This window comes from Pseudomonas sp. 21LCFQ02 (assembly GCF_024129895.2).
GTDB lineage: Bacteria > Pseudomonadota > Gammaproteobacteria > Pseudomonadales > Pseudomonadaceae > Aquipseudomonas.
Map to the genome: position 1 here is coordinate 3,704,190 of NZ_CM178749.1, position 22,784 is coordinate 3,726,973.

Annotated in this window: 25 protein-coding genes; 15 read left to right on the forward strand and 10 right to left on the reverse strand. The window is 58.6% G+C overall.

Annotated elements, in window-relative coordinates; genetic code table 11:
* Positions 1–337 precede the first annotated feature (337 nt).
* Positions 338–1,732 (forward strand): Si-specific NAD(P)(+) transhydrogenase, encoded by a 1,395-nt coding sequence (gene sthA, locus NJC40_RS16655; protein ID WP_045490016.1) that lies wholly within the window; start codon positions 338–340, stop codon positions 1,730–1,732.
* Between the two features lie 36 nt (positions 1,733–1,768).
* On the opposite strand, the gene NJC40_RS16660 is transcribed toward sthA, so the two are convergent.
* Positions 1,769–2,491 carry a glycerophosphodiester phosphodiesterase gene (locus NJC40_RS16660; RefSeq protein WP_253140344.1) on the reverse strand — a complete coding sequence of 241 codons (723 nt, stop codon included), beginning with the start codon at positions 2,489–2,491 and terminating at the stop codon, positions 1,769–1,771.
* Positions 2,492–2,561: 70 nt separating this feature from the next.
* On the reverse strand, positions 2,562–3,140 hold the full coding sequence (locus NJC40_RS16665; protein ID WP_253140345.1) for a PilZ domain-containing protein: 579 nt from the start codon (positions 3,138–3,140) through the stop codon (positions 2,562–2,564).
* A gap of 101 nt (positions 3,141–3,241) precedes the next feature.
* Here NJC40_RS16665 and NJC40_RS16670 point away from each other — a divergent pair, with 101 nt between their 5' ends.
* The 3 genes from NJC40_RS16670 to NJC40_RS16680 all read left to right on the forward strand — a co-directional run bounded on the left by NJC40_RS16670 (position 3,242) and on the right by NJC40_RS16680 (position 6,651).
* Positions 3,242–4,492, forward strand: a complete 1,251-nt coding sequence (locus NJC40_RS16670) for a lipoprotein-releasing ABC transporter permease subunit (protein WP_253140346.1) — start codon at positions 3,242–3,244, stop codon at positions 4,490–4,492.
* 7 nt (positions 4,493–4,499) lie between these two features.
* Positions 4,500–5,183 carry a lipoprotein-releasing ABC transporter ATP-binding protein LolD gene (gene lolD, locus NJC40_RS16675; RefSeq protein ID WP_173426691.1) on the forward strand — a complete coding sequence of 228 codons (684 nt, stop codon included), beginning with the start codon at positions 4,500–4,502 and terminating at the stop codon, positions 5,181–5,183.
* Positions 5,184–5,406: 223 nt separating this feature from the next.
* Positions 5,407–6,651, forward strand: coding sequence for a lipoprotein-releasing ABC transporter permease subunit (locus NJC40_RS16680; protein WP_253140347.1), 1,245 nt, complete (start codon positions 5,407–5,409; stop codon positions 6,649–6,651).
* On the opposite strand, the gene NJC40_RS16685 is transcribed toward NJC40_RS16680, so the two are convergent.
* Positions 6,642–7,985: a heavy metal sensor histidine kinase gene (locus NJC40_RS16685; RefSeq protein ID WP_253140510.1), complete on the reverse strand. Its 1,344-nt coding sequence runs from the start codon at positions 7,983–7,985 to the stop codon at positions 6,642–6,644. The two genes, NJC40_RS16680 and NJC40_RS16685, sit on opposite strands and share 10 nt — an antisense overlap.
* 5 nt (positions 7,986–7,990) lie before the next feature.
* The gene (locus NJC40_RS16690; protein ID WP_045490022.1) at positions 7,991–8,665 is read right to left on the reverse strand and encodes a heavy metal response regulator transcription factor; all 675 of its coding nucleotides are present in this window, start codon (positions 8,663–8,665) and stop codon (positions 7,991–7,993) included.
* Between the two features lie 180 nt (positions 8,666–8,845).
* Here NJC40_RS16690 and NJC40_RS16695 point away from each other — a divergent pair, with 180 nt between their 5' ends.
* Both NJC40_RS16695 and queF read left to right on the forward strand, forming a co-directional pair.
* Complete coding sequence (locus NJC40_RS16695; RefSeq protein ID WP_253140348.1) at positions 8,846–9,907, forward strand: RNA-guided endonuclease InsQ/TnpB family protein; 1,062 nt, start codon at positions 8,846–8,848, stop codon at positions 9,905–9,907.
* A 110-nt stretch (positions 9,908–10,017) separates the two neighbouring features.
* Entirely contained in the window at positions 10,018–10,848 is an 831-nt protein-coding gene (queF, locus tag NJC40_RS16700) for an NADPH-dependent 7-cyano-7-deazaguanine reductase QueF (RefSeq protein ID WP_253140349.1), read from the forward strand.
* Positions 10,849–10,901: 53 nt separating this feature from the next.
* Here queF and NJC40_RS16705 read toward each other — a convergent pair whose 3' ends face one another.
* A complete protein-coding gene (locus NJC40_RS16705) occupies positions 10,902–11,171 on the reverse strand; it encodes a DUF4404 family protein (RefSeq protein WP_045490025.1) in 270 nt (89 codons plus the stop codon).
* Between the two features lie 109 nt (positions 11,172–11,280).
* Positions 11,281–11,904, reverse strand: a complete 624-nt coding sequence (gene pcrP, locus NJC40_RS16710) for an HAD superfamily inactivated hydrolase PcrP (protein WP_045490027.1) — start codon at positions 11,902–11,904, stop codon at positions 11,281–11,283.
* A 184-nt stretch (positions 11,905–12,088) separates the two neighbouring features.
* On the opposite strand from pcrP, the gene NJC40_RS16715 reads away from it, so the two are divergent.
* On the forward strand, positions 12,089–12,790 hold the full coding sequence (locus NJC40_RS16715; RefSeq protein WP_253110397.1) for an MlaA family lipoprotein: 702 nt from the start codon (positions 12,089–12,091) through the stop codon (positions 12,788–12,790).
* A gap of 20 nt (positions 12,791–12,810) precedes the next feature.
* Here the strand turns inward: NJC40_RS16715 and NJC40_RS16720 are convergent, their stop codons facing one another.
* Entirely contained in the window at positions 12,811–13,290 is a 480-nt protein-coding gene (locus tag NJC40_RS16720; protein ID WP_253140350.1) for a GNAT family N-acetyltransferase, read from the reverse strand.
* Positions 13,291–13,379: 89 nt separating this feature from the next.
* Here NJC40_RS16720 and NJC40_RS16725 point away from each other — a divergent pair, with 89 nt between their 5' ends.
* Positions 13,380–14,309: a LysR family transcriptional regulator gene (locus NJC40_RS16725; RefSeq protein ID WP_253140351.1), complete on the forward strand. Its 930-nt coding sequence runs from the start codon at positions 13,380–13,382 to the stop codon at positions 14,307–14,309.
* Between the two features lie 8 nt (positions 14,310–14,317).
* Here NJC40_RS16725 and NJC40_RS16730 read toward each other — a convergent pair whose 3' ends face one another.
* Positions 14,318–14,617 carry a PilZ domain-containing protein gene (locus tag NJC40_RS16730; protein ID WP_045490035.1) on the reverse strand — a complete coding sequence of 100 codons (300 nt, stop codon included), beginning with the start codon at positions 14,615–14,617 and terminating at the stop codon, positions 14,318–14,320.
* 251 nt (positions 14,618–14,868) lie between these two features.
* On the opposite strand from NJC40_RS16730, the gene rssB reads away from it, so the two are divergent.
* Positions 14,869–16,050 (forward strand): two-component system response regulator RssB, encoded by a 1,182-nt coding sequence (rssB, locus tag NJC40_RS16735; RefSeq protein ID WP_045490037.1) that lies wholly within the window; start codon positions 14,869–14,871, stop codon positions 16,048–16,050.
* Positions 16,050–16,535: an anti-sigma factor antagonist RssC gene (gene rssC, locus NJC40_RS16740; protein WP_045490038.1), complete on the forward strand. Its 486-nt coding sequence runs from the start codon at positions 16,050–16,052 to the stop codon at positions 16,533–16,535. The genes rssB and rssC overlap by 1 nt, the downstream gene beginning before the upstream one ends.
* Positions 16,536–16,605: 70 nt before the next feature.
* Here rssC and tal read toward each other — a convergent pair whose 3' ends face one another.
* Positions 16,606–17,532, reverse strand: coding sequence for a transaldolase (tal, locus tag NJC40_RS16745; RefSeq protein WP_253140352.1), 927 nt, complete (start codon positions 17,530–17,532; stop codon positions 16,606–16,608).
* 221 nt (positions 17,533–17,753) lie between these two features.
* Complete coding sequence (locus NJC40_RS16750; protein ID WP_253140353.1) at positions 17,754–17,963, reverse strand: hypothetical protein; 210 nt, start codon at positions 17,961–17,963, stop codon at positions 17,754–17,756.
* A gap of 255 nt (positions 17,964–18,218) precedes the next feature.
* Here NJC40_RS16750 and NJC40_RS16755 point away from each other — a divergent pair, with 255 nt between their 5' ends.
* From NJC40_RS16755 to NJC40_RS16775, 5 genes are all read left to right on the forward strand, one after another.
* The gene (locus NJC40_RS16755; RefSeq protein WP_253140354.1) at positions 18,219–18,809 is read left to right on the forward strand and encodes a hypothetical protein; all 591 of its coding nucleotides are present in this window, start codon (positions 18,219–18,221) and stop codon (positions 18,807–18,809) included.
* A 172-nt stretch (positions 18,810–18,981) separates the two neighbouring features.
* On the forward strand, positions 18,982–19,308 hold the full coding sequence (locus NJC40_RS16760; RefSeq protein ID WP_253140355.1) for an MFS transporter: 327 nt from the start codon (positions 18,982–18,984) through the stop codon (positions 19,306–19,308).
* Between the two features lie 79 nt (positions 19,309–19,387).
* The gene (locus tag NJC40_RS16765) at positions 19,388–19,744 is read left to right on the forward strand and encodes a phage tail tube protein (RefSeq protein WP_253140356.1); all 357 of its coding nucleotides are present in this window, start codon (positions 19,388–19,390) and stop codon (positions 19,742–19,744) included.
* Between the two features lie 82 nt (positions 19,745–19,826).
* The gene (locus tag NJC40_RS16770) at positions 19,827–20,375 is read left to right on the forward strand and encodes a LysE family translocator (RefSeq protein ID WP_253140511.1); all 549 of its coding nucleotides are present in this window, start codon (positions 19,827–19,829) and stop codon (positions 20,373–20,375) included.
* Positions 20,376–21,139: 764 nt separating this feature from the next.
* Positions 21,140–22,663 (forward strand): SIR2 family protein, encoded by a 1,524-nt coding sequence (locus NJC40_RS16775; protein WP_253140357.1) that lies wholly within the window; start codon positions 21,140–21,142, stop codon positions 22,661–22,663.
* Positions 22,664–22,784 lie beyond the last annotated feature (121 nt).

Below are 22,784 nucleotides of genomic sequence, written 5' to 3' on the forward strand. Positions count from 1 at the left end.
ATTGAGGTTGTTGGTCAGTCTGCTGGCTGCCGTGGCAGCACTCCGGGTCTGTGCCCGGACGAGGGCTATTTGTAACAGTATGTGTAAAAATGCCCTCAAACAACCTGTCCAGAGCCGTTAGCGAGCTAATGAAAGGCTGGTTCAAGGTTTGTTCAGGTTGGCAGGGGCAGCAGGCAAAAAAGGATTACCCACACGGAAACAATGTATTACCCACGAAAAAGTGGCCTTCGTCACGACCAAGGGGTAATGTTCCCGGCTTGAGCGCAGCACTAGACTGCAACGCGTCATTTAGCCGCAGGCGCCAACCCGGCGCGCGGCCTGTTCTATAGGAGTACGCATGGCTGTCTACAACTACGATGTCGTGGTATTGGGGTCCGGTCCCGCCGGCGAAGGCGCAGCAATGAACGCTGCCAAGGCCGGTCGCAAGGTCGCGATGGTCGACAGCCGCCGTCAGGTCGGTGGCAACTGCACCCACCTGGGTACCATCCCTTCCAAGGCACTGCGTCACGCGGTCAAGCAGATCATCCACTTCAACACCAATCCGATGTTTCGCGCCATTGGCGAGCCGCGTTGGTTCTCTTTCCCGGATGTGCTGAAAAGCGCCGAGGTGGTGATCGCCAAGCAAGTGACCTCGCGCACCAGCTACTATGCGCGTAACCGCGTTGACGTGTTCTTCGGCACCGGCAGCTTCTCTGACGAAAACAGCGTCAGCGTGGTCGGCAGCAACGGCGTGGTCGACAAACTGGTCGCCAACCAGATCATCATCGCCACCGGCTCGCGGCCTTATCGCCCGGCTGATATCGATTTCAACCACAAGCGAATTTACGACAGCGACACGATCCTGAGCCTCAGCCATACCCCGCGCAAGCTGATCATTTACGGCGCCGGTGTGATCGGGTGTGAGTACGCCTCGATCTTCAGTGGTCTGGGCGTGCTGGTCGAGCTGGTCGACAACCGCGATCAGTTGCTGAGCTTCCTGGACAAGGAAATCTCCCAGGGCCTGAGTTACCACTTCAGCAACAACAACGTCATGGTTCGTCACAACGAAGAGTACGAGCGCGTTGAAGGCCTGGAGAATGGTGTGGTCCTGCACCTCAAATCCGGCAAGAAGATCAAGGCCGACGCGTTGCTGTGGTGCAACGGACGGACTGGCAACACCGACAAGCTGGGCCTGGAAAACGTCGGCCTGAAAGCCAACGGTCGCGGGCAGATCGAAGTCGATGAAAACTACCGCACCGAGGTCAGCAATATCTATGGCGCCGGTGACGTGATTGGCTGGCCGAGCCTGGCCAGTGCGGCCTATGACCAGGGGCGTTCAGCGGCGGGCAGCCTGGTGGATAACGGCAGTTGGCGCTACGTCAACGACGTCCCTACCGGCATCTACACGATTCCCGAGATCAGTTCGATCGGCAAGACCGAGGCTGAGCTGACCGAAGCCCGGGTGCCGTATGAAGTCGGCAAGGCATTTTTCAAAGGCATGGCCCGTGCGCAGATCTCCGATGAGCGGGTCGGTATGTTGAAGATCCTGTTTCACCGTGAAACCCTTGAGGTGCTGGGCGTGCATTGCTTCGGTGACCAGGCCTCGGAGATCGTTCACATCGGCCAGGCGATCATGAACCAGCCAGGTGAAGCCAATACGCTGAAGTACTTCGTCAATACCACCTTCAACTACCCGACCATGGCCGAAGCCTATCGGGTAGCGGCCTACGACGGTCTCAACCGGCTTTTTTGAGCGGCTCCGGCCGGCGGCCTGAGCCGGCCGGAGAGATCAGCGATTCCCGAGGGTGGCAGTGGCCAAACCGGGAAAGTCTGTGATCAGGCTGTCTACGCCGAAGTCGGCGAGCCGGCGCATCAGCGCCGGTTCGTTGACTGTCCATACCGACACGTGCAACCCCTGGCGCTGAGCCTTGAGCAGGCGTTCCGGGGTGCACAACGTCCAGTTCAGGGCGAGAATCTCACAGCCATAGGCTTGCGCGACCTTCAACGGGTCGAGCCAGGCGTATTCGGCTACCAGCCCACGAGAAATGTCCGGCGTCAGCTCCAGTGCTGCGCGCAGCACTTGCCGTGAGCTGGACGTGATGGTCACCTTGTCGAGCAGCCCGTGGCGCTGCACCAGCTCGCGGATGGCCAGTACCGTATTGGCGGCGCGAACCCTTGATGCGCTTTTGACTTCCAGTTGCCAGTGATCGAAATCGCAGTGTTCGAACAGGGTTTCCAGGCGCGGGATCGGACAGGGGCTGACCCAGCCGGGACCGCCGCGACGAGCGTCGTAGGTCACCAGATCGCTGGCCAAATGTTCATGAACCTTGCCGCGCCGGTCGGTGGTGCGTTTGAGGGTCGGGTCATGGATAACCATCAGTTCGCCGTCGCGAGACAGGTGCAGGTCCAGTTCGCAACGGCGCACGCCGTGCTCCAGGCACTGCTGGAAGCTGGCAAGGGTGTTCTCGGGGGCTTCGCCCTTGGCGCCGCGGTGGCCATAAATTAGCGTCACAAATACTCCGTAGCAGCGGCCGGGCAGCGATCCGCTTCAGCCGCGAATAGACAATTGATGGACCCGACGCTCATGCGTCGGGCGCTGTGTTCTGTTCCCGCGCCTGACGTCGCTGCTGGGCCTGGCGTTGCAGCACATGACGGGCGAGCAATTGCCGCTGTGCATCGGGCAGGTCGACAAATTCGGTATCAATTTCGAAGGCGTTATCCGCCTTGGGCACGCAACTCACCACTCGGGCTTCGAGCATCATCCCGGCCGCTTGCGGCATGAGGACCATTTTGATCGAGAGGCGTGAGTCAGGCGTGTAGGCCTGGGCTGAACTGAACTGGATCCCGCCTTCAGACAGCAGTACCGGTTGCGGGGTGCCCAGTTCGCCCAGAGCGGTATTGGCCACGACCTGGCCGAGCAGGTCGATGCGCTTGCTCATGGCTTTGAGGAAACCGTTCAACACCCGGTCGCGGTCATCGAGCTGGCGTAGCAGGTGCTGGGACTCGAACTCGCTGACATGCAGCTCGCTGAGCAACTGAAACAGCGCGGTAATGCGCGGCATCGTGCAGCTGGCGGCCTCGTCGAGCGGGTTAATTTCCAGTGCGACGCTGTCTTCGATACGGTAGTATTCGCGGCGTCTTTCTTCATCTAATGTCGACATGGCGAACCCGTGCCTGCGGCTGTGGTCAGATAGTTTCGAGTGTAAGGCCGCACATGGCAGCCCGCCACACGGATGTCCCATTCCTGCGAACAATTCCTTAAATGTTCAGACCTCTTTTTGCTTTTATCGGCACCCGCTACACCCGTGCCAAGCGACGTAATCATTTTGTTTCCTTTATTTCCCTGACGTCGATCATCGGCCTGGCCCTTGGCGTGGTGGTGATGATTGTCGTGCTGTCGGTCATGAACGGTTTCGATCACGAGATGCGTACCCGCGTGTTGGGCATGGTGCCGCATGCCACGGTCGAAGGTGACGAGCCGATCCGCGACTGGCCGCAGCTGGCCGCCAAAGTCAGCGCCAGCCCGGGCGTGCAGGCGGTGGCGCCGTTTACCCAGATGCAGGGCTTGCTCAGCCACGAAGGCATGGTCCAGAAAGTCCTGCTCAATGGTATTGACCCGAGCCAGGAAGACAAGGTTTCGATCATCAGCCAATTCATTCGTCAGGGCGCGCTCAGCCAGCTGGCACCGGGTGAGTTCGGCATCATCATCGGCGACCGCGCCGCGAGCAAGCTGGGCGTGAGCGTGGGTGACAAGCTGACCTTTGTCGCGCCCGAAGTGGCAGTGACCCCGGCCGGACTGTTTCCGCGCATGAAGCGCTTTACCGTGGCTGGCATCTTTCATGTCGGTGCCGGCGAGATCGACGGTTTTCTCGGCCTGACCAATATCGAGGACCTGGGTCGCCTGCGCCGTTGGCAGCCCGATCAGGTGCAGGGCCTACGCCTGAAGTTCGATGACCTGTTCGAGGCCCCGCGTGGCGCCTGGCAGATCGCTCAGGATCTTGGCGGCAGCAAGTATTACTCGCGTGACTGGACCCGCACTCACGGCAACCTGTACCAGGCCATCCGCATGGAGAAATCCATGATTGGCTTGCTGCTGTTGCTGATCGTTGCGGTGGCGGCGTTCAACATCATTTCCACACTGGTGATGGTGGTCAACGACAAGAAGGGCGATATCGCGATCCTGCGTACGCTGGGTTCCACGCCGGGGCAGATCATGGCCATCTTCATGGTCCAGGGCACCGTGATCGGCGTGGTCGGCACCCTGATCGGTGCCGGGGTGGGCATTCTGGCTGCGCTCAATGTCAGTGCTGCGATTGCCGGTCTGGAACGCCTGATCGGCCACAAGTTTCTCAATGCGGATGTCTACTTCATCGACTACCTGCCGTCACAAGTGATGGCTCAGGATGTGCTTCAGGTGTGTGGCGCCGCATTGCTCCTGAGTTTCCTCGCCACCCTGTATCCAGCCTGGCGCGCAGCGCGCACCCAGCCGGCAGAGGCGTTACGTTATGAGTGAGTCGGGCATGTCTGAAAAAGCTGTGTTGAGTTGCCGCAACCTGGGTAAGTCCTACGATGAGGGGCCGGAGTCAGTTGTGGTGTTGTCTGGCCTGCAACTGGAACTGTTTCCCGGCGAACGGGTGGCGATCATAGGCAGTTCGGGTTCCGGCAAGAGTACCTTGCTCAACCTGCTGGGCGGTCTCGATACACCGTCGCAGGGCAGTGTCTGGCTGGCCGGTGAAGAGCTGTCTGCGCTGAACGAGAAAGCGCGTGGCCTGCTGCGCAACCGGGCGCTGGGCTTCGTTTATCAGTTTCACCACCTGCTGCCTGAGTTCACCGCGCTGGAGAACGTCTGCATGCCGTTGCTGATCGGCAAAACGCCGATCCCTGAGGCGCGCGATCGGGCCACCGCGTTGCTCAAGCGGGTCGGCCTGAGCCATCGTCTGGCGCACAAGCCCGCCGAGCTGTCTGGCGGTGAGCGTCAGCGCGTGGCGATTGCCAGGGCACTGGTCAACGAGCCAGGTCTGGTGATGCTCGACGAGCCGACCGGCAACCTCGACCATCACACGGGGCAGGGGATTCAGGACCTGATGCGTGAGCTGAGCACCGCGTCGCGCACCGCGTTTCTGGTGGTGACCCATGACTTGAATCTGGCCAGGCAGATGGACCGTGTCCTGCGCCTGGAAGACGGCCGGCTGGTCGCCGACTGATTCAGCCGGCCCGCTACCTCCTGAGGTGGCGGGTCGATTCTTTGCCTGGCGTGGTGAGTCACAAGTTCGCGTGATAAATGGCGAGTGATTTTTGCAGCCAGGCAAGGCGCCGCGACGAGCCATAGCAGGGCTATGGCGAGGAGTGGCAACGCTGCATGGCAGTGCAAGGCACCGCCAGTATTGTGCAGTTAACTTGTGATTCACCACGCTAGGTGCCCTGCGAATGTTCAGACCCTTATTCATCTTCATCGGCGCGCGCTACACCCGGGCCAAGCGTCGCAAAAGTTTTATCTCGTTCATTTCCATGACCTCGATGATTGGCCTGGCCCTCGGTGTGCTGGCGATGATCGTTGTGTTGTCCGTGATGAACGGCTTTCAGCGGGAAATGAGCTCGCGCATCCTCGGCATGGTGCCGCACGCTTCGATTCTCGGGGTCAAGCCGCTGGACGACTGGCAGCAGGTTGCCGATGCAGCGCTGCGCAATCCTGAGGTGGTGGCGGCTGCGCCGTTGACCGAAATGGAAGGCATGCTGTCGTACCGTGGCGCCATGCAGCCGATTCAGGTCAGCGGCATCGATCCGGCCCGTGAGCATGAAGTCTCGATTGTGACCCGGCACATCACCCGTGGCAGCCTGCAAGACCTCAAACCCGGCGAGTTCGGGGTGGTACTGGGCGAGATCACGGCGCGGCGTTTTCGCTTGAATGTGGGCGATGCGCTGACCTTGATTGTGCCGGAAATCAGCAATGCGCCTGGCGGCATCACGCCGCGTCTGCAGCGTCTGACCGTGGTGGGGCTGTTCAAGGTCGGTGCCGAGCTGGATGGCTCGATGGCGTTGATGAATATTGCCGATGCCGGGCAGATGCAACGCTGGCAGCCTGGTCAGGTGCAGGGGGTGCGTCTGGCGCTCAAGGATCTGTACAAGGCGCCAGAGGTGTCCAGGTCGATTGCCGGCGGGCTCGGCAGTGCCTATCGCGCCGATGACTGGAGCCACACCCAGGGCAGTCTGTTCAGCGCCATGAAGATGGAAAAGACCATGATTGGCCTGCTGCTTCTGATGATCGTTGCGGTGGCGGCGTTCAACATCATTGCCACGCTGATCATGGTGGTCAACGACAAGGGCGCCGATATCGCGATCCTGCGCACCCTGGGTGCGACGCCGCGGCAGATCATGGGGATCTTCATCATTCAGGGCTCCCTGATCGGTGTGGTGGGTACCCTGATCGGCGGCGTGCTGGGGGTGATCGCAGCGCTGAATGTCAGTGCGCTGGTCGGCTGGCTGGAGCGGGTTACCGGCCAGCATGTGTTCAGCGCTGATGTGTATTTCATCAGCAACCTGCCGTCCGAGTTGCAGGCTGCTGACGTGCTGCTGATTTGCAGCGCCGGCTTCATTCTCAGTTTTCTGGCCACCATCTACCCGGCCTGGCGTGCCGCCAAGGTCGAGCCGGCGACTGCCCTGCGCTACGAATAAGCTGGCAGGCGGATCACGAAGCGGGTCAGCCCGCCTTGTGACTGGCACTCGATCGTCCCGCCATGGGCGTGGATGATCGAGCGGCAGATCGCCAATCCCAGCCCTGCATGCTCGTGACGGTCGGCCCGCGAAGTATCGGCGCGATAGAAACGATCAAACAGGCGCGCCACGACGTGGGGCGGGATGTCCGCCCCGGGATTCTCTACGGTCAGCATCGCGCCTGCGGCGCTGTCTTGCAGTATTACGGCAATCTGGCCGCCGCTTGGGGTAAAGCGCAGGGCATTGCTCAGTAGGTTGGACAGCACCCGGCGTAACAGGGCGCGATCACCACGCGACGCTGCCTGACCCACGCGGTGCAGCTCGATGCCGGCATCCTCGGCCAGCGGTGCAAGGTACTCCAGCACCGCATCGGCTTCATCTTCCAGGCGCAGTTCATCCTGCGCCGGGGCCAGCAAGCCTTGTTCGGTTTTGGCCAGCAACAGCATGTCATTGACCATCTGCGCCAGGCTTTGCAGCTCTTCCAGATTGCCGAGCAACGTTTCGCGGTAGTGTTCGGGCGTTCGCTGCCGGGTCAGGGTCACCTGGGTCTGGGTCAGCAGGTTGGACAGCGGCGTGCGTAACTCGTGGGCAATGTCGGCACTGAACGCCGAGAGTCGCTGAAAGCTGTCTTCCAGGCGGGTGAGCATGGCGTTGAAGGTGCGGGTAAGTTCGGCCAGCTCGGCTGGCATCCGGGCGTCGGGCAGGCGAGTGGTCAACGAGCTGGCCGAGACCCCGGCCGCCACTGCGCTCATGCGCTGCAGCGGCCGCAAACCGCTGCGCGCTGCCCAGGCGCCGAGCAGTGCGGTGGCCAGGGCGCAGAGCCCCACGGTCAGCCAGATCAGGTGCTGCATGCGCTGTAGAAAGTGCTGATGGTGAGTGATGTCCAGCACCAGCGTCAGGCGCGGCGAGCCGGGCTGCGCCGGGTCCAGCGGTGCCGTGAAGACCCGATAGTCGCCCAGAGTCTCGCTCAGGGTATGCAGGCCAGTGCTGGACGGCAGCGAGAGTTGCGAGGGGGTGTTATCGAACCAGATATGACCCTGGGCGTCGCTGATGCGCAGCATCAGATCGGCATGGCTGGTCAATTGCGTTTGATGCGTTGCCAGCGCCGCAGGATCCTGTACGTCTTGCAAGGCAGCCCGCAGGCTGGCCAGCCGACTGTCGAACAATTGCTGATCCAGTTCCACGAAGTGACTGGCACTGGTCTGGCTGAACAGCGCCCCGGCAATCAGTGACACCAGCGCTGTGCAGCCCGCGAACAGCAGCGCCAGGCGGCTGCGCAACGACAGTCTTGCCAGCCAGCTCACGGCGCCTGCTCCTGCAGTACGTAGCCCATGCCGCGCACGGTGTGGATCAGCTTGTGGTCGAAGTCGTCATCGACCTTCATGCGCAGGCGGCGCACCGCCACTTCGATGACATTGGTGTCGCTGTCGAAGTGCATGTCCCAGACCTGGGCAGCAATCAGCGACTTGGGCAGCACTTCGCCCTGGCGGCGCAACAGCAGTTCCAGCAGGGCGAATTCCTTGGTTGTCAGATCCAGGCGTTGACCCTCGCGCTCGACCTTGCGCTGCAACAGGTCCAGACGCAGCTCGCCAAGTTGCAGGCAGGTCTCCTGAGGCGGCGCCCGGCGCAGCAAGGTGCGGACCCTGGCGAGCAACTCGGAAAATGCGAACGGCTTGACCAGATAATCATCGGCGCCCAGCTCCAGGCCGCGGACCCGATCTTCGATGGCATCGCGGGCCGTGAGAAACAACACCGGGGTCTGTAGCCCGTTGGCGCGCAGTTGCTCAAGAATCTGCCAGCCATCGACGCCGGGTAGCATCACATCGAGAATCAGTAGCGCATGTTCGCCGCTCAGTGCGCGGTGAAGGCCGCTGTGGCCGTCATTAGCCAGCTCGCTGTCGAAGCCGGCTTCGTTGAGCCCCTGGCGCAGGGATTGGCCGGTGCGGGCCTGGTCTTCGACGATCAGTAATTTCATCTGCCGGTCGCTGCTTGCTTGAAACAGGCTTTATACCGTGTCAGGCGGGCCAGCGGTGCAAGCTTACCAAGCTGGCGCGAAAAGCCCCTTCCTTCAGGTGGGGGATGAAAGCGCCACCGCGAAGCGGTCATAGGGGTTAACATCCATAAAACCGCCCCTATTCTGTGTTTCATGACTGAAATGAAAGCGACCAAAACCCTCAGGATTCGAGTGCGAGACAAGCACGCAGCGCAGCTGCGTGAAGCGTCTCATGCTGTGAATTTTGTGTGGAACTACGTAAACGAGTTGAGCAGTCGCTCGATTCGTGAGCGTGGTCGTTTTCTGTCGGCGTTCGACATTCACAAGTACACCAACGGGGCCGGCAAAGACCTGGGACTGCACAGCCAATCGGTGCAGGCTGTTGCCGACGAATATGTCACACGGCGCAAGCAGTTCAAAAAGCGCCAGCTACGCTGGCGGCGCTCGGGCGGCGCTCGGCGCAGCCTGGGCTGGGTGCCCCTCAAGGCCGGCGCTGCTGTCTGGAAAAACGGCCAGGTCGTCTTCAACAGACAGCACTTCAAGGTCTGGGACAGCTACGGCCTGGCGGGTTTTAAATTCAGATCCGGTAGCTTCAACGAGGACAGCCGTGGACGCTGGTATTTCAACGTCGTGGTCGAGGTCGACCGGCAGTTATCGCCAGGCCAGGACGCGGTGGGGATCGACCTCGGACTGAAAACCACGGCCACCTGCAGCGACGGTGATTGCCTTGAAAGCGGCAGGTTCTACCGGGATCTGGAGAGCGCCCTGGGCACGGCCCAGCGCGCCGGCAAGAAGGCTCGTGTGCGGGCGATTCACGCCAAGATTGCGAACCGCCGCAAGGATGTCCTGCATAAGTTCAGCAACGCGCTGGTAGCGCGTTGTGGCGTCATTGTGGTGGGCGATGTGAACTCACTGAAACTCGCGAAAACCAGGATGGCCAAGTCGGTGCTGGACGCCGGCTGGGGGCAATTGAAAACCATGCTGGAATACAAATGCGATCACGCAGGCACGGTTTTCAAGGTTGTTAGCGAGAGAAACACCACCCAAACCTGTTCGAGCTGCAAGCAATTGCCGGACTCGAGGCCCAGAGGTATCGCAGGGCTTGGAATAAGGAAATGGACTTGTTGTGGGTGTGGTGCCACCCACGACCGCGACGTCAACGCCGCAAAGAACATTCTCGCGCTCGGGCATGAGCGTCCAGTTGTGGGAATCCCCGCCCTTTAGGACGGGGAGGATGTCAATGTGTTGTAATCCGCCGCATGGCCGCACGGGCTGAACGCTGCCGGCAAAACAGGTAGACTTGCCGGGTTATTTTCCGAGATTCCTATACCGCCATGCATCCTGCCGCCGAACACTCGCCCCTGGGCAAGTCCAGTGAGTACGTCTCTAGCTACACGCCTGAGTTGCTGTTTCCGATTCCGCGCGCCGCGAAATGGGCCGAATTGGGCCTGAGCGCCGAGACGCTGCCGTATCAGGGCGTCGATGTGTGGAACTGCTATGAGCTGTCCTGGCTGCTGCCGTCGGGCAAGCCGGTGGTGGCGATTGCCGAGTTCAGCGTGCCGGCCGACTCGCCGAATATTATCGAGTCCAAGTCGTTCAAGCTGTACCTCAACTCCCTGAATCAGACCGTATTCACCAGCCGTGAAGCCTTGCACGAAGTGTTGGTCAACGACCTGTCGGCAGCGGCCGGCAAACCGGTTGGCGTGCGTATCAGCAGCCTGGACGAGATCACTGCACAGGGTGTGGCGGCCTTGCCTGGCGAGTGCATCGATGAGCTGGATATCGAAGTCAGCAGCTATGATCATCCGCGTCCCGAGTTGTTGCGCTGTGACCCGGCCCAGGTGGTCGAGCAGAGCCTTTACAGTCACCTGCTCAAATCCAATTGCCCGGTGACCAGCCAGCCGGACTGGGGCACGGTGGTGGTGGAGTATCGCGGCGCGCAACTGGACCCGGCCAGCCTGCTGGCGTACATCGTCAGCTTCCGCCAGCATTCGGATTTCCATGAGCAGTGCGTCGAGCGCATCTTTCTCGATCTTCAGCGCTTGCTCAAGCCGGAAACACTCACTGTGTATGCGCGTTATGTACGCCGTGGCGGGCTGGACATCAATCCATACCGCAGCACCCATGCCTTGCCGATCAGCAACGAGCGTCTGGCACGTCAGTGAAATGTTTTGCAATGAAAAAGCCCGTCAAATGACGGGCTTTTTTATGAAGGATGTCAGATGCCGATATTGCCCAAGGTCACGACGATATTACGCAGCGTGCCGGCGATACCCGGATGTTCCAGTTCGAAGCGCTCGACCGCCAGGTTGACGCCATCCACCAGGCTGGTGTCTTGCGTGTGAGTGGCGTCTTCCAGTTCGATCTTGCTTTTGATCTGTTGCATCAGTTCATGCAGCTCAACACGCTCGGTTTCCGACAGCGGCGGGTTCTGTTCCAGTTGCTCATGCAGGGCATTGAGTTGTTCTTGCAGTTCGCGGGCGGGCATGGCGTGCTCCTTCTTCGATAAGCCTCACTCATGGACCCTTGGTGCAGGCGAAAGGTCCCTGTTGCCAGTAAGCCTAATCCAGATCGGAGTGCTTTGCCGCTGACCGGCGTCAGGGTTTTTCGCCCTTGCTGCGGCGCAGCACGATATCGGCCAGACACGACTCCAGATCGCCCAAGTGATCGATCACCGAGTGGGCGCCCAGGCTGTACAGGTGCAGCGTGGCCTGGGCACGCTGACGCTCGCGCTGGTCGTGATCCAGTGCCTGCCATTGCTCGGCGCTCAGGCCGCACAGTGAACCGCAGGAGGCCAGGCCGATGGTCCATAGCCCGGCGTTCAGGCCTGATTGCAACAGCTGTGGATTACCGCTGACCAGCACGCAGCCGTCGAGCTGGCTGACCTTCAGGGTCATCAGGGCCAGCCAGCAGGCATCCGGCGCCGGCCACTGCACCGGGCTGCGCGGGGTGGCGCAGATCAAGTCGCCCAGCGGGCTTGAAAGGCTCAGGCTCAGCGGGTCGGGCAGATCGTCCAGCCAGGCGCAGGGAATGCCTTGCTGGCGCAGGCTGTGCAGGCTTTCCAGTGCGCCGGGCGTGAGTTGCGCGTGGCTGTCGAGAGCGGCCTCGCTTTGGCTGTCCATTTTGCTGGCAGCTTGCCCGCCAAAATCCACCAGACAGCCACTGAGGCCGAACAGCAGGGCGGAAAAAGCCGGCATGGGCGTGTCGACCGGTGCAAGCATGGCGGGATTCTCCGAAATAGCCTGCACGCTACCGGAGCTCGATGACAGAAATATGAATGCGCGGTGACCGTCAGCGATGCTGGCGCGCGTATGCAAGTCTGCCTGATTGGTCACGAAGGCTTTATACTGCCTGCCTTTGCCCGCCGTTGTGGCCGGGTCATCACCTCTGACAGGAGTTTGCGTTATGCCCCAATCGCGTAACGGCTTTATCCAGCGACTGGCCCGTCTGTCTCTGTGCGCCGGCGTCGCTATGGTCCCGATGGCTGTCCAGGCCGCCGAGGATGACCCTTGGGAAAGCATCAACCGGCCGATCTTTCGCTTCAACGACCTGGTTGATACCTACACCCTCAAGCCGATCGCTCAGGGCTATCAGTTCATCGCGCCACAGTTCGTGGAAGATGGCGTGCATAACTTCTTCAACAACATCGGTGATGTCGGCAACCTGGCCAACAACGTGCTGCAGGCCAAGCCTCACGCTGCCGGGGTCGACACCGCGCGGCTGATCGTCAACACCACGTTCGGCCTGCTGGGGTTCGTCGATGTCGGCACGCGCATGGGCCTGCAACGCAGCGACGAAGATTTCGGCCAGACCCTGGGTTACTGGGGCGTAGGCAGCGGTCCCTACGTTGTACTGCCGCTGTTCGGCCCCAGCACTGTGCGCGATACCTTTGCCAAATACCCGGACAGCTACACCACACCGTGGCGTTACATCGATCACGTGCCGACCCGTAATTCGGCATTGGGTGTGAACCTGATCGATACCCGCGCCAGCCTGCTGTCGGCCGAGCGTCTGGTGACCGGCGACAAGTACACCTTTATTCGTAACGCCTACCTGCAAAACCGCGAATTCAAGGTCAAGGACGGTCAGGTCGAAGACGACTTCTGATTGTTGCCGACAATCCGCTGTCAGCTTTCGGCGAAGGTCTTCAGTGCCTCGCCTTCCATTCGGTAGCGCACCCACTCGGTCTGTGGGCGCGCACCGATTGATTCATAAAAGCGAATGGCCGGTTCATTCCAGTCCAGCACGCTCCACTCGAATCTGCCGCACGCTTTGGCACAGGCCTCACGGGCCAGGTGTTTGAGCATCAGCTTGCCGGCGCCGGTGCCGCGGTGTTCGGGGCTGATGTAAAGGTCTTCCAGGTACAGTCCATTACGGCCCTGCCAGGTCGAGTAGTTGAAAAAGTACACCGCGAACCCGATGGGCTGCTCGTCGCGGCAGCAGATCAGGGCATGGCTGGTGACCTGTTCGACAAACAGCGTGCGCTCGAGGTCAGCAACACTGGCCAGCACCTGGTGACGGGCTTTTTCGTAATCGGCCAGTTCGGTGATGAAGGCCAGGATCTGTGCGGCGTCTTCGCGGCGGGCTGGGCGGATATTCAGGTTCATGCTGGCGGCTCGGTGGTTGGGATGTACAGCAGGCTAAATCAGTCAGTAAGCTGCATGTAGTGCAATTTATTCAGGGTTGAGTGAGCGCTATGCATTCAGTGTTAAGCCGACTGGATTTGAACCTGCTACGCATCTTCGATGCCCTGTACCGCCACGCTACGGTGGCCGCTGCGGCGCAGGAAGTCTCGCTCAGTGCATCGGCGTTCAGTCACGCTCTGGCGCGGCTGCGCGAGGCGCTGGGCGATGAACTGTTCATTCGTCAGGGTAATCGTATGCGTCCTACGCAGCGGGCCGAGCAGCTTGCCAGCGTCGTTGCGCTGAGCCTGGCCACGTTAAGCGATGAGCTCGAACAGTGGGCGCCGTTCGAGCCGCTGACCAGCGAGCGGGTGTTTACCTTTGCCGCCACCGACTACACCGCCTTGCAACTGTTGCCTGGGTTGCTGGCGCGGCTGCAGCACTGCGCGCCACGCTTGCGGCTCAAGGTCGTGCACGCCGAGCGCAAGATCTGCATCGAAGACCTGGCGTGTGGGCGGATCGATTTCGCCCTTGGTTATGGCGAGGAGCGTGACAGCCTGCCGCCGGGTATCAACTGCGAAGACTGGTCGAGCGGGGAGTACGTGGTGATCGCCCGGCGCGGCCATCCGAGGATCGGTAACAGCCTGGACCTGGCGACGTATCTGGCCGAGCGGCATGTGGTGGTGACGCCGTGGGGCGAGAGCTGCGGGGTGGTGGATCTGGTCCTGCAAAGTATGGGCTTGCAGCGCGATGTGGCCTTGCAGATTCCGGCGGTGCTGGTCGGGCCATTCATCATCGGCGGCAGCGATCTGATCATGACCCTGGCCGGGCACGCCGCGCGCCAACTCGCGCCGGCGGCAGATATCGTGCAGTTTGCGCCACCGTTTCCGATCAAGCCCTACGTGCTGCGGCTCTACAGCCACCGCAAGTATGCGCGTAGTGACGCCCATGCATGGATGGCGAGTCAGTTACGCACATTGTTTGCCGGGCTGCCGCCCGCTTGAGCGCGGGTTCAGCTCATGGAAATGATCGACAGCCCGAGCTTCTGACCGCCATCGTCCTGGTCGGCCAGCCAGACCACTTCGGTTTCAGCTTCCAGGCCTTTGAGGGCAGGGTGGTCAGAGTCGATCCGCACTTTCAACCGGTCACCGACCTGGAACGTGCGGGGCGCCTGTACCTGCATGCCACTGCTGGACAGGTCCAGGCATACGGCTGGAATGATCTGCCCGGCATGGATGATGCTGACGTCGGCATCGACGCGCATACGGATGAAATCCCGCTTTTCGGCATATCCCTGATCGATACGGCTCATGGTTTGTCCTAAGTTTTGGTTGCTGAACTAAGCGTTCTTATAACTCCCGGCGATTTGTGATGTAAAGACGTAAATCAAGCGTGGAAGTTCGCTTGAAACGCCCGGCGGATGGGAGTACCGTCTGCGCCTTGAAGGGCACCTCTGAAGCGTCGGCGTATTGTCGTCCAGAGTGGCTAGAAAGCGAATCCAGTAAGCAGCACCGGCATGTACCGGGCCGCCTACCTCAACCTGATCTGGCGCCGTTTGCCCACATGCCTAAAACCAGTGCAACGCTGCTGATTATCGATGACGACGAGGTCGTGCGTGCGAGTATCGCCGCCTACCTGGAAGACAGTGGTTTCAATGTCCTGCAGGCCATCAATGGCCAGCAGGGTGTCGAGATTTTCGAGCAGGAAAACCCTGACCTGATCATTTGCGATCTGCGCATGCCCCAGATGGGCGGCCTCGAGCTGATCCGCAAGGTCACTGCTAGCTCGCCACAAATGCCGGTGATCGTGGTCTCTGGTGCCGGTGTCATGAGCGACGCCGTCGAGGCTTTGCGCCTGGGCGCCGCCGATTACCTGATCAAACCCCTCGAAGACCTCGCAGTGCTTGAGCACTCGGTGCATCGCGCCCTGGATCGCGCGCGCCTGGAGCAGGAAAACCGGCTCTACCGGGAAAAGCTCGAAACCGCCAATCGCGAGCTTGAAGCAAGCCTGCACCTGTTGCAGGAAGATCAGGATGCCGGTCGGCAAGTGCAGATGAACATGCTGCCAACCAGCCCCTGGTCCACCGAGCAGTTCAGCTTCGCCCACCAGATCATTCCGTCCCTGTATCTGTCGGGTGACTTCGTTGACTATTTTCGGGTCGACGAGCGCCGTGTGGCGTTCTATCTGGCGGACGTCTCGGGTCATGGCGCGTCATCGGCGTTCATTACCGTGCTGTTGAAGTTCATGACCACGCGGTTGCTGTTCGAGTCCAAGCGGGGGGGGACGCTGCCTGAGTTCAAGCCTTCCGATGTGCTGGGGCATATCAATCGCGGGCTGATCAGCTGCAAGCTGGGCAAACACGTGACCATGGTGGGCGGGGTGATTGATGAGCAGGCGGGCACGCTGACCTATTCGGTGGGCGGTCATTTACCGCTGCCGGTATTGTTCAGCGAAGGTCAGGGCCGTTATCTTGAGGGCCGCGGCCTGCCGGTAGGGTTGTTTCAGGAAGCCACCTATCAGGATCACGTCCTGGAGTTACCCGAGGCGTTCAGCCTGACCCTGTTGTCTGATGGCATACTGGATCTGCTGCCCGGTGATACACTCAAGGAGAAAGAAGCTGCCTTGCCAGAGTTGGTCAAGACGGCGGGCGGCAGCCTGGATGGTCTGCGTCAGGTTTTCGAATTGGCTACGCTAGGGGAGATGCCGGATGATATCGCCTTGTTAGTGTTGAGCAGGAATCTTTGATGAGTACCGGTAGAATCCAGTTCGCCGAGCAAGAAGGCACCTTCGTTCTCAAGTTCGTCGGTGAAGTACGTCTGACCTTGTGCTCGGCCTTGGATGCGACGATCGAGCGGATCTTCACCGCGCTGAATTTCTCGGCCATCGTGATCGATCTGACCGAAACGCGCAGCATTGACAGCACCACATTGGGCCTGCTGGCCAAACTCTCGATATTGTCGCGGCAGAAGGTCGGGCTATTGCCAACCCTGGTGACCACCCACGAAGACATCACCCGGCTGCTGCAGTCGATGGGCTTCGATCAGGTGTTCAATATCGTCGATCACCCGGTCCCGTGCCCGGAGTGCCTGACTGACTTGCCCTCCCAGGATCAGGGTGAGGAAGTGGTCAAGGCCAAGGTGCTGGAAGCGCACAAGATTCTGATGGGGCTCAACGAGTCCAATCGTGAAGCGTTTCACGACCTGGTCAATGCCCTGGAGGGGCAGCGCTAGTTTTTGGCGGGCGTTAGCTGACGTCAGCAAAGAAGGGGCGATACCTGCGCAGGTATCGCCCTTTTTTGTATCAGGCCTTTGCCGAAAGCAGGGCTTCGAGCTTTTCCTGATCGCGGGCAAACTGACGAATGCCTTCGGCCAGCTTCTCGGTGGCCATTGCATCCTCGTTGGACAGCCAGCGGAATTGTTTCTCGCTCAGGCTCAGACGCTCTTCACCGGCCTGGCCGGGCGCCAATTGCCGGGTCAGGCTGCCTTGGTCTTCATCCAGCTGTTTGAGCAGCTCGGGACTGATGGTCAGGCGATCACAGCCTGCCAGCTGTTCGATCTGACCGATATTGCGAAAGCTCGCACCCATCACCACCGTGTTGTAGCCATTGGCCTTGTAGTAGTTGTAGATGCGCGTCACTGACTGCACGCCAGGGTCTTGGGCGCCGGTGTATTCCTGCCCGGTGGACTTCTTGTACCAGTCGTAGATACGCCCCACGAACGGCGAAATCAGAAACACTCCGGCTTCGGCGCAGGCAACCGCCTGGGCGAAGGAGAACAGCAGGGTCAGGTTGGTCTGGATACCGTCCTTTTCCAGCTTCTCGGCAGCGCGGATGCCTTCCCAGGTCGAAGCCAGTTTGATCAGGATGCGATCACGGCCCACGCCTGCCTCTTCATACAGGCCGATCAGGCGCTGACCGCGCTCGATCATGGCTTGAGTATCGAACGACAGACGCGCGTCCACCTCAGTGGAAACCCGGCCAGGAACGACGTCCAGGATCTTGCGGCCGATGGCCACGGCGAAGCGGTCGCTGGCCAGGCCAATATCACCCTGACTACCGCTGAAGGCCTCGGCCAGCAGCGCAGCATTGCTCTCGTTAGAGGCCGCCTTGAGCAGCAACGAGGGGTTGGTGGTTGCATCCACTGGCTTGAGACGAGCGATGGCGTCGAAATCGCCGGTATCGGCCACAACAGTGGTGAATGCTTTGAGTTGTTCCAGCTTGGAAGTCATGAGTGTGCTCTGTCCTGTGCGATGCGATGACATTACCCGAGCCTAGTCGACCGCTCAAGACGGCCGGGCTAAAACAGCCCGTGTGGGTTAGCGGTGATTTTTCATGGCCGCCGGGTATGTGAATTAGGGAAGGCTGAATGAGTTGGAGTGTCATTCAGTGAGCTTGTTCCAAATGATCTGCAGGTGGTTGCCGGGCATCAATCAGCGTCAGTGCCATCCACTCAGTGCGGCCCGAGGCGCAGGTTGAGCTTTTCAGAGGGCCACCATGAAAATGACGGTGCGGGCTGGTAACAGCCCGGCTGGTTCGGTGGGCTGGCATCGCACCTCACGGTGTAGCCGTTTTCGCCAATCTCTCGTCCGCCTTCGCCAGTGCCTCGTTCGCTGTACGACGAGCAGCCGGCCAGAAGCACTGTCAGTGCCAGGGTTTTCATTGCCAATCCCTTTTAACCGAAACGTCCGGACTCTAGCACGCCTGGCGGCGGCACGTGCTTGTAGCCACTGATGGTCTCGGGAAGTGATCTGCATTTAATAAAATCACATATCGTGATTGATTGAATTCACGAAAAGTGATTAATTGCATGTGGATTTTGCAATTCTGCTGATTGCTCAGCCCCGGTCGAAAAGGGCTTAAGCCAAGGAGCAGCCTTGCATTGCAATCAGATACGACTTTCGATTGGGGACATCACATGAACTACAGCAGCGTATTGAGCGCCGTCAGTGCCGCCCTGGCCGCCGAGACCCGGGATAACACCAGCAAGCAGGCGTGGCAAAAACTGTACAACGCCGACGCCACCGGGCAGGCCGATGCCTGCGTGCTGGGCGGTGAGCGCTTTGCCGGTATCGATCCTGCGCAGGTGGGGTGCTGGATGCATGCGCGTCTGCAGGCCCAGTTGGCGCCTTGCCATTGGCGGGTGCTGCAAGCCCGGTATGGCACGCACAAGGCCCGCAAGGTCGAAGCCATCAGCGCGTTGATCGCTCAAGTCAACTGCGCAGCGCCACGGCTGTTTGTCTACAAGGCGGTAACAGCCTGGGCGATTCCGCCGCTCAAGGGGCTCAAGGCCGGCTCTCAAGGTGTGCGGCGTTCCACTGACATCATTGTCTTGCCGGACGGGTTCTACGACATCACCACCTGGGATACCCAAGGTTTGAGCCGCACCACCTACTGGCGTTGGAAAAAATCTGTGGAAGCCACACTGGATCAGTGGGTGGGTGAGGCTCTGGCACAGGCAGAAACTGTTTTATTGCATGAGGGCATTTTATTTTCAAAAACAGCTTGATTTGTTTGCAACAAAGCAATATTGTTTTCTCCATCATGTGATCACTGCGACCGACAACCCGGTTGTGCAAATCACCAGAACCCGGCCATCGAGCCGGGTTTTTTGCGTCTGCAGGTTCGACCGGGCAACCCGTTGCCCATTTCATTGACATATCTGAACTGGAGGTCCGGAGATGGAGTTTCTTCATCGCCTGTTCGACAAGGCCGAATGGGCGTTGGCCGGGCTGATCGGCGCCGTGGTCGCTAGTTGGTGGCACAAGGACGACCTGACCAGCCTGCGCGCCTGGGTCATCTTTCTGGTAACCGGCGTGGCCTGCGCGCTGTATCTCACCGGCATGCTCAGCGACTATCTGGGCGTAACCGAGCCAAACAACGTTGCCGGCGTCGGCTTTTTGCTTGGCAGCTTCGGCGGCGCAGCCATGGCCGCCATCCACCGGGCGATCAAGGCTGCTGACCTGTGGGCACTGATTCGTCAGAAGTTCGGCGGCGGTAACCGCTAAGCCAACACACCCCTTTCATCTGTAACACCCACCCGTACCCGCCTTCGAGCGGGTTTTTTCGTTATATGGAGAGTGAAACATGAGCAAAATGGCCAACGGCTCCGCCGTCGAGACCTACTACATCGAAGAAGTGAGCGGCGCGATTGCGGCCAATCCGGCCTGGAAGCCGATCCGCTTCGTCAGTTCCGGGCTGACCCCGAACATCAACCAGATCGACACCGCCGAAATGAACCAGTCCCGCCAGCGTCCGCCCAGCCGTGGCGGTACCTACAGCGTGGCCGGCGATATCGCGGTGGAGCTGTCCTTCGCCAGCTTCGATGACCTGATCCAGTCGTCTGTTATCTGGAGATCAATGAATGTCCCATATTCAACTGAGCAACACCGCACGTGCGCCTCCGCGCATACGTGTGCCCAAAAAAGCATCTGCTGGCTGTAATGGCCAAAGCAATCGATCACGCACCCGACTGGCGCTATAGTGGCACTTCTGACGACCCATCTTCATGTGCAGGAGCAGCCCTATCCCCGAACTCGCCAGTCTGTTTGCCTTTGCGCTCATTTGTCTGGTGATGGTGCTGACGCCCGGTCCGAACATGGTCTATATGTTCTGCGCCGCGCAGGGGATCACCGCACTGGTCATGGCGGTGCCTTATGCCTACGACGCTTTGCGCCTGGCGGGTGCCCTGTATCTGTTGTACCTGGTCTGGCAGTCGGTCAAGCCCGGCGGCCGCTCACCGTTTCAGGTCCGTGACCTGCCTAAAGACAGCCCGCGCAAGCTGTTCATGATGGGGTTCATCACCAGCCTGCTCAATCCCAAGATTGCCGTAATGTACCTGTCGCTATTGCCGCAGTTCATCGCGCCGGAAGGCCATGGCAGTGTGCTGGCGCAATCGTTGATCCTGGGCATCATCCAGATCATAGTCAGCATCAACGCGCTGATCGTGGTCATGGCTGGCGCCATCGTGCTCTTTCTTGGTGAGCGTCCGCTATGGCAGGTGCTGCAACGTTGGCTGATGGGCACGGTTCTGGCCGGCCTGGCGGTGCGGATGCTGGCAGAGGGGCGGCGCTGAGCGGTGGTGAGGTAGAGTCTCATGTGCTCTGCGACTTCCTGTTAAACTATGCGCCTTTCGTCAGGTGTCGTTTACGTCGCCTGATCTCGCTTTCTGACGTGCCGAACTGCAACCGTGACTATCCAGCCCGATACCGCCGCTTCTCTCAAACCCACCAAGCCCGAACCCTCCCGCCGCTTCTCCGTGGCGCCGATGATGGATCGGTTAGATTATGTGTTATGAGCGCCGTATTTGTTAGGATTAATCTGTTTTTACCTTGCGAATGTACCAACTTTTAACCAAACATTCGTAAGGCGTGAGACTGCATTACCCTGATCATTGGCTTGTATTTGACCTGGTAAAGCGCTTGCATCGGACGGGATCAGCCCAGAGATCGGCGCGATGCGGCCCTGATGCCGTCGGCTGCAATCGGCCGATTCTGTTGGAAAAGTTGGTTTCGGTTTCCATGGCAGAAAAGTAAGCATTTGAGATTGAAATCTGTGTTCTGCGCAGAAGGTTCAGGGCTCAGATTTCACGTAGCAGCGTGGAAAAAGTGCGCTTTCACCGCTCAGTGCATCGGTGCTCAGGCCGGGCTGGCTTTTTCAGCACGATCGGACAAAAGTAGTCGTTAGCAACTGCTTCCGATCACCGACTGCCCGGAGTCCAAGCAAACTGGCCGGTCCAGTCGATAGGTAACTCCTACTGGTGTATACGAAGAGCAGTTCGTGATGTCCGTTGACTCCGATTGTGATACCGTTTTGCCTTCAGCGTCGGAAGAGCCTCAAATGATCATTGACGATATTGTAGCGAAGATAGATGAAGGTGGGTCAAACAGTTATTTTGCTTTTGAAACTTTCATTATTAATCTATTAAAACACCACTTGGCACTTCAAAAAAAACCTCTGCTAATCACTGAATGGCAAGATCATCTTGGTGATGCGTTGGCTCCCGAAGGCATTGATGGCTTTGAAGGGCCAGTAGTCTTCGAGATTAAGCTAAATTTAGAAAGCAGCAGAAAAAAGTTTATTGATGCCCAAATATCTCGCTTTATAGACTACAATAAAATTAATTACTCTGAAGCGAGACCAAAAAACTTAATATTTATAAGTGCAAAGCCTTTATCGAAAGAATTTAGGTCCATAATGCCGGCAGGGTTTCAAGTCAGTGCTGATTATTATGTCGGAATAACGTATTGGGGTCCTGAGGATATAAATAAGATTGTAAGTCAGCACAGGGCGAAAACCACTGAAATAGTTAATAACCTTTTTTCACTTCGTATAGAAGCTACAGTTACTAAGAAAGCGTCAAGCTGGAATGCTGAAAGGGCGGGGATTTTAGCGAAATTGAAAGAGAGTTATAATCGAGGTCAGTTTACGCTATTTCTTGGTGCAGGGGTTTCTAGTAGTGCAGGGATGCCTAGTTGGGATAATCTTCTTAACTCGCTTTTCGTAGCCTACCTGACTCGGGAGTTTGACAAGGATAAAGCAATCGATGGCTCGGATATAAGTGAGTTGGTAAGTCGCTTAAATAAAGTTTCGGAATCTTCTGCGCTAATGGGGGCGAGATATCTTAGAAAAGGTTTGGCCGGAAATTCTGCGGAGACGCACAGTTTTGTGGATGCGATAACTAAAAGCTTATATGAGTTGCGAAGCAAAGATCTCTCTACAGACTCTCGATTACTTAAAGCAATTGCAGCGACCTGCATGCCTCGGCGGACTGGGGCTCGGGTACGCTCCGTTGTTAACTATAATTTTGACGATTTGTTAGAAAAGCAGCTTGCCAAAACTGGTATTGCGCATCGTAGCGTCTACACAGAAACGGAGATTTACGACCCGGATGAACTGCCTGTATATCATGTACACGGGTTCCTTCCTGAAGATCGCTCAAAATATAGCGCGCTAGAAAATTCTACGCTAGTCTTCTCAGAGGAAGGATACCATCATATATATACAAACGCTTATCACTGGTCGAATTTAGTACAGCTTAACTGCTTGAGAGAGAATAGCTGTCTAATGATCGGCTTATCTATGACCGATCCTAACCTAAGGCGGCTTATGGATATATCGGCACGTAGTCTTGAGCAAAAAAAGCATTTCGCATTTATGAAGCGCCTTTCTATCGATGATTTTTGTTATGACATTACTGAATCAGGTAAAAAAGCCGCAATACGGAATATCGATGGTGCAGAGAAATTTTTAGATACGCACCATGCACTTAATGAGTCATTGATGAGAGAGCTAGGCGTCACCATTCTCTGGTACGAAGGCTATGATGAAATTCCTGAGATTTTGGAGGAGCTTATAAAGTGAAGGTTTGTATGTCGCCCTATTAATTGGAATGTGACGTTAGGGCGATGACATGAAATACAATAAGAGAAAGGCTCTTTTCGGCGACGAATATATGATCGTTCAATCGGCAAGCACTTGAGCC

Bases quoted from the DNA above. Each gene is read 5' to 3' on its own strand.
- NJC40_RS16670 (WP_253140346.1), top strand. From the start codon at position 3,242: ATGTTCAGACCTCTTTTTGCTTTTATCGGCACCCGCTACACCCGTGCC.
- NJC40_RS16715 (WP_253110397.1), top strand. From the start codon at position 12,089: ATGCCCCAATCGCGTAACGGCTTTATCCAGCGACTGGCCCGTCTGTCT.
- NJC40_RS16775 (WP_253140357.1), top strand. From the start codon at position 21,140: ATGATCATTGACGATATTGTAGCGAAGATAGATGAAGGTGGGTCAAAC.
- NJC40_RS16760 (WP_253140355.1), top strand. From the start codon at position 18,982: ATGGAGTTTCTTCATCGCCTGTTCGACAAGGCCGAATGGGCGTTGGCC.
- tal (WP_253140352.1), bottom strand. From the start codon at position 17,532: ATGACTTCCAAGCTGGAACAACTCAAAGCATTCACCACTGTTGTGGCC.
- NJC40_RS16705 (WP_045490025.1), bottom strand. From the start codon at position 11,171: ATGCCCGCCCGCGAACTGCAAGAACAACTCAATGCCCTGCATGAGCAA.
- rssB (WP_045490037.1), top strand. From the start codon at position 14,869: ATGCCTAAAACCAGTGCAACGCTGCTGATTATCGATGACGACGAGGTC.
- NJC40_RS16725 (WP_253140351.1), top strand. From the start codon at position 13,380: ATGCATTCAGTGTTAAGCCGACTGGATTTGAACCTGCTACGCATCTTC.
- NJC40_RS16680 (WP_253140347.1), top strand. From the start codon at position 5,407: ATGTTCAGACCCTTATTCATCTTCATCGGCGCGCGCTACACCCGGGCC.
- NJC40_RS16750 (WP_253140353.1), bottom strand. From the start codon at position 17,963: ATGAAAACCCTGGCACTGACAGTGCTTCTGGCCGGCTGCTCGTCGTAC.
- NJC40_RS16695 (WP_253140348.1), top strand. From the start codon at position 8,846: ATGAAAGCGACCAAAACCCTCAGGATTCGAGTGCGAGACAAGCACGCA.
- NJC40_RS16755 (WP_253140354.1), top strand. From the start codon at position 18,219: ATGAACTACAGCAGCGTATTGAGCGCCGTCAGTGCCGCCCTGGCCGCC.
- NJC40_RS16720 (WP_253140350.1), bottom strand. From the start codon at position 13,290: ATGAACCTGAATATCCGCCCAGCCCGCCGCGAAGACGCCGCACAGATC.
- rssC (WP_045490038.1), top strand. From the start codon at position 16,050: ATGAGTACCGGTAGAATCCAGTTCGCCGAGCAAGAAGGCACCTTCGTT.
- queF (WP_253140349.1), top strand. From the start codon at position 10,018: ATGCATCCTGCCGCCGAACACTCGCCCCTGGGCAAGTCCAGTGAGTAC.
- NJC40_RS16665 (WP_253140345.1), bottom strand. From the start codon at position 3,140: ATGTCGACATTAGATGAAGAAAGACGCCGCGAATACTACCGTATCGAA.
- pcrP (WP_045490027.1), bottom strand. From the start codon at position 11,904: ATGCTTGCACCGGTCGACACGCCCATGCCGGCTTTTTCCGCCCTGCTG.
- NJC40_RS16765 (WP_253140356.1), top strand. From the start codon at position 19,388: ATGAGCAAAATGGCCAACGGCTCCGCCGTCGAGACCTACTACATCGAA.
- sthA (WP_045490016.1), top strand. From the start codon at position 338: ATGGCTGTCTACAACTACGATGTCGTGGTATTGGGGTCCGGTCCCGCC.
- lolD (WP_173426691.1), top strand. From the start codon at position 4,500: ATGTCTGAAAAAGCTGTGTTGAGTTGCCGCAACCTGGGTAAGTCCTAC.
- NJC40_RS16730 (WP_045490035.1), bottom strand. From the start codon at position 14,617: ATGAGCCGTATCGATCAGGGATATGCCGAAAAGCGGGATTTCATCCGT.
- NJC40_RS16690 (WP_045490022.1), bottom strand. From the start codon at position 8,665: ATGAAATTACTGATCGTCGAAGACCAGGCCCGCACCGGCCAATCCCTG.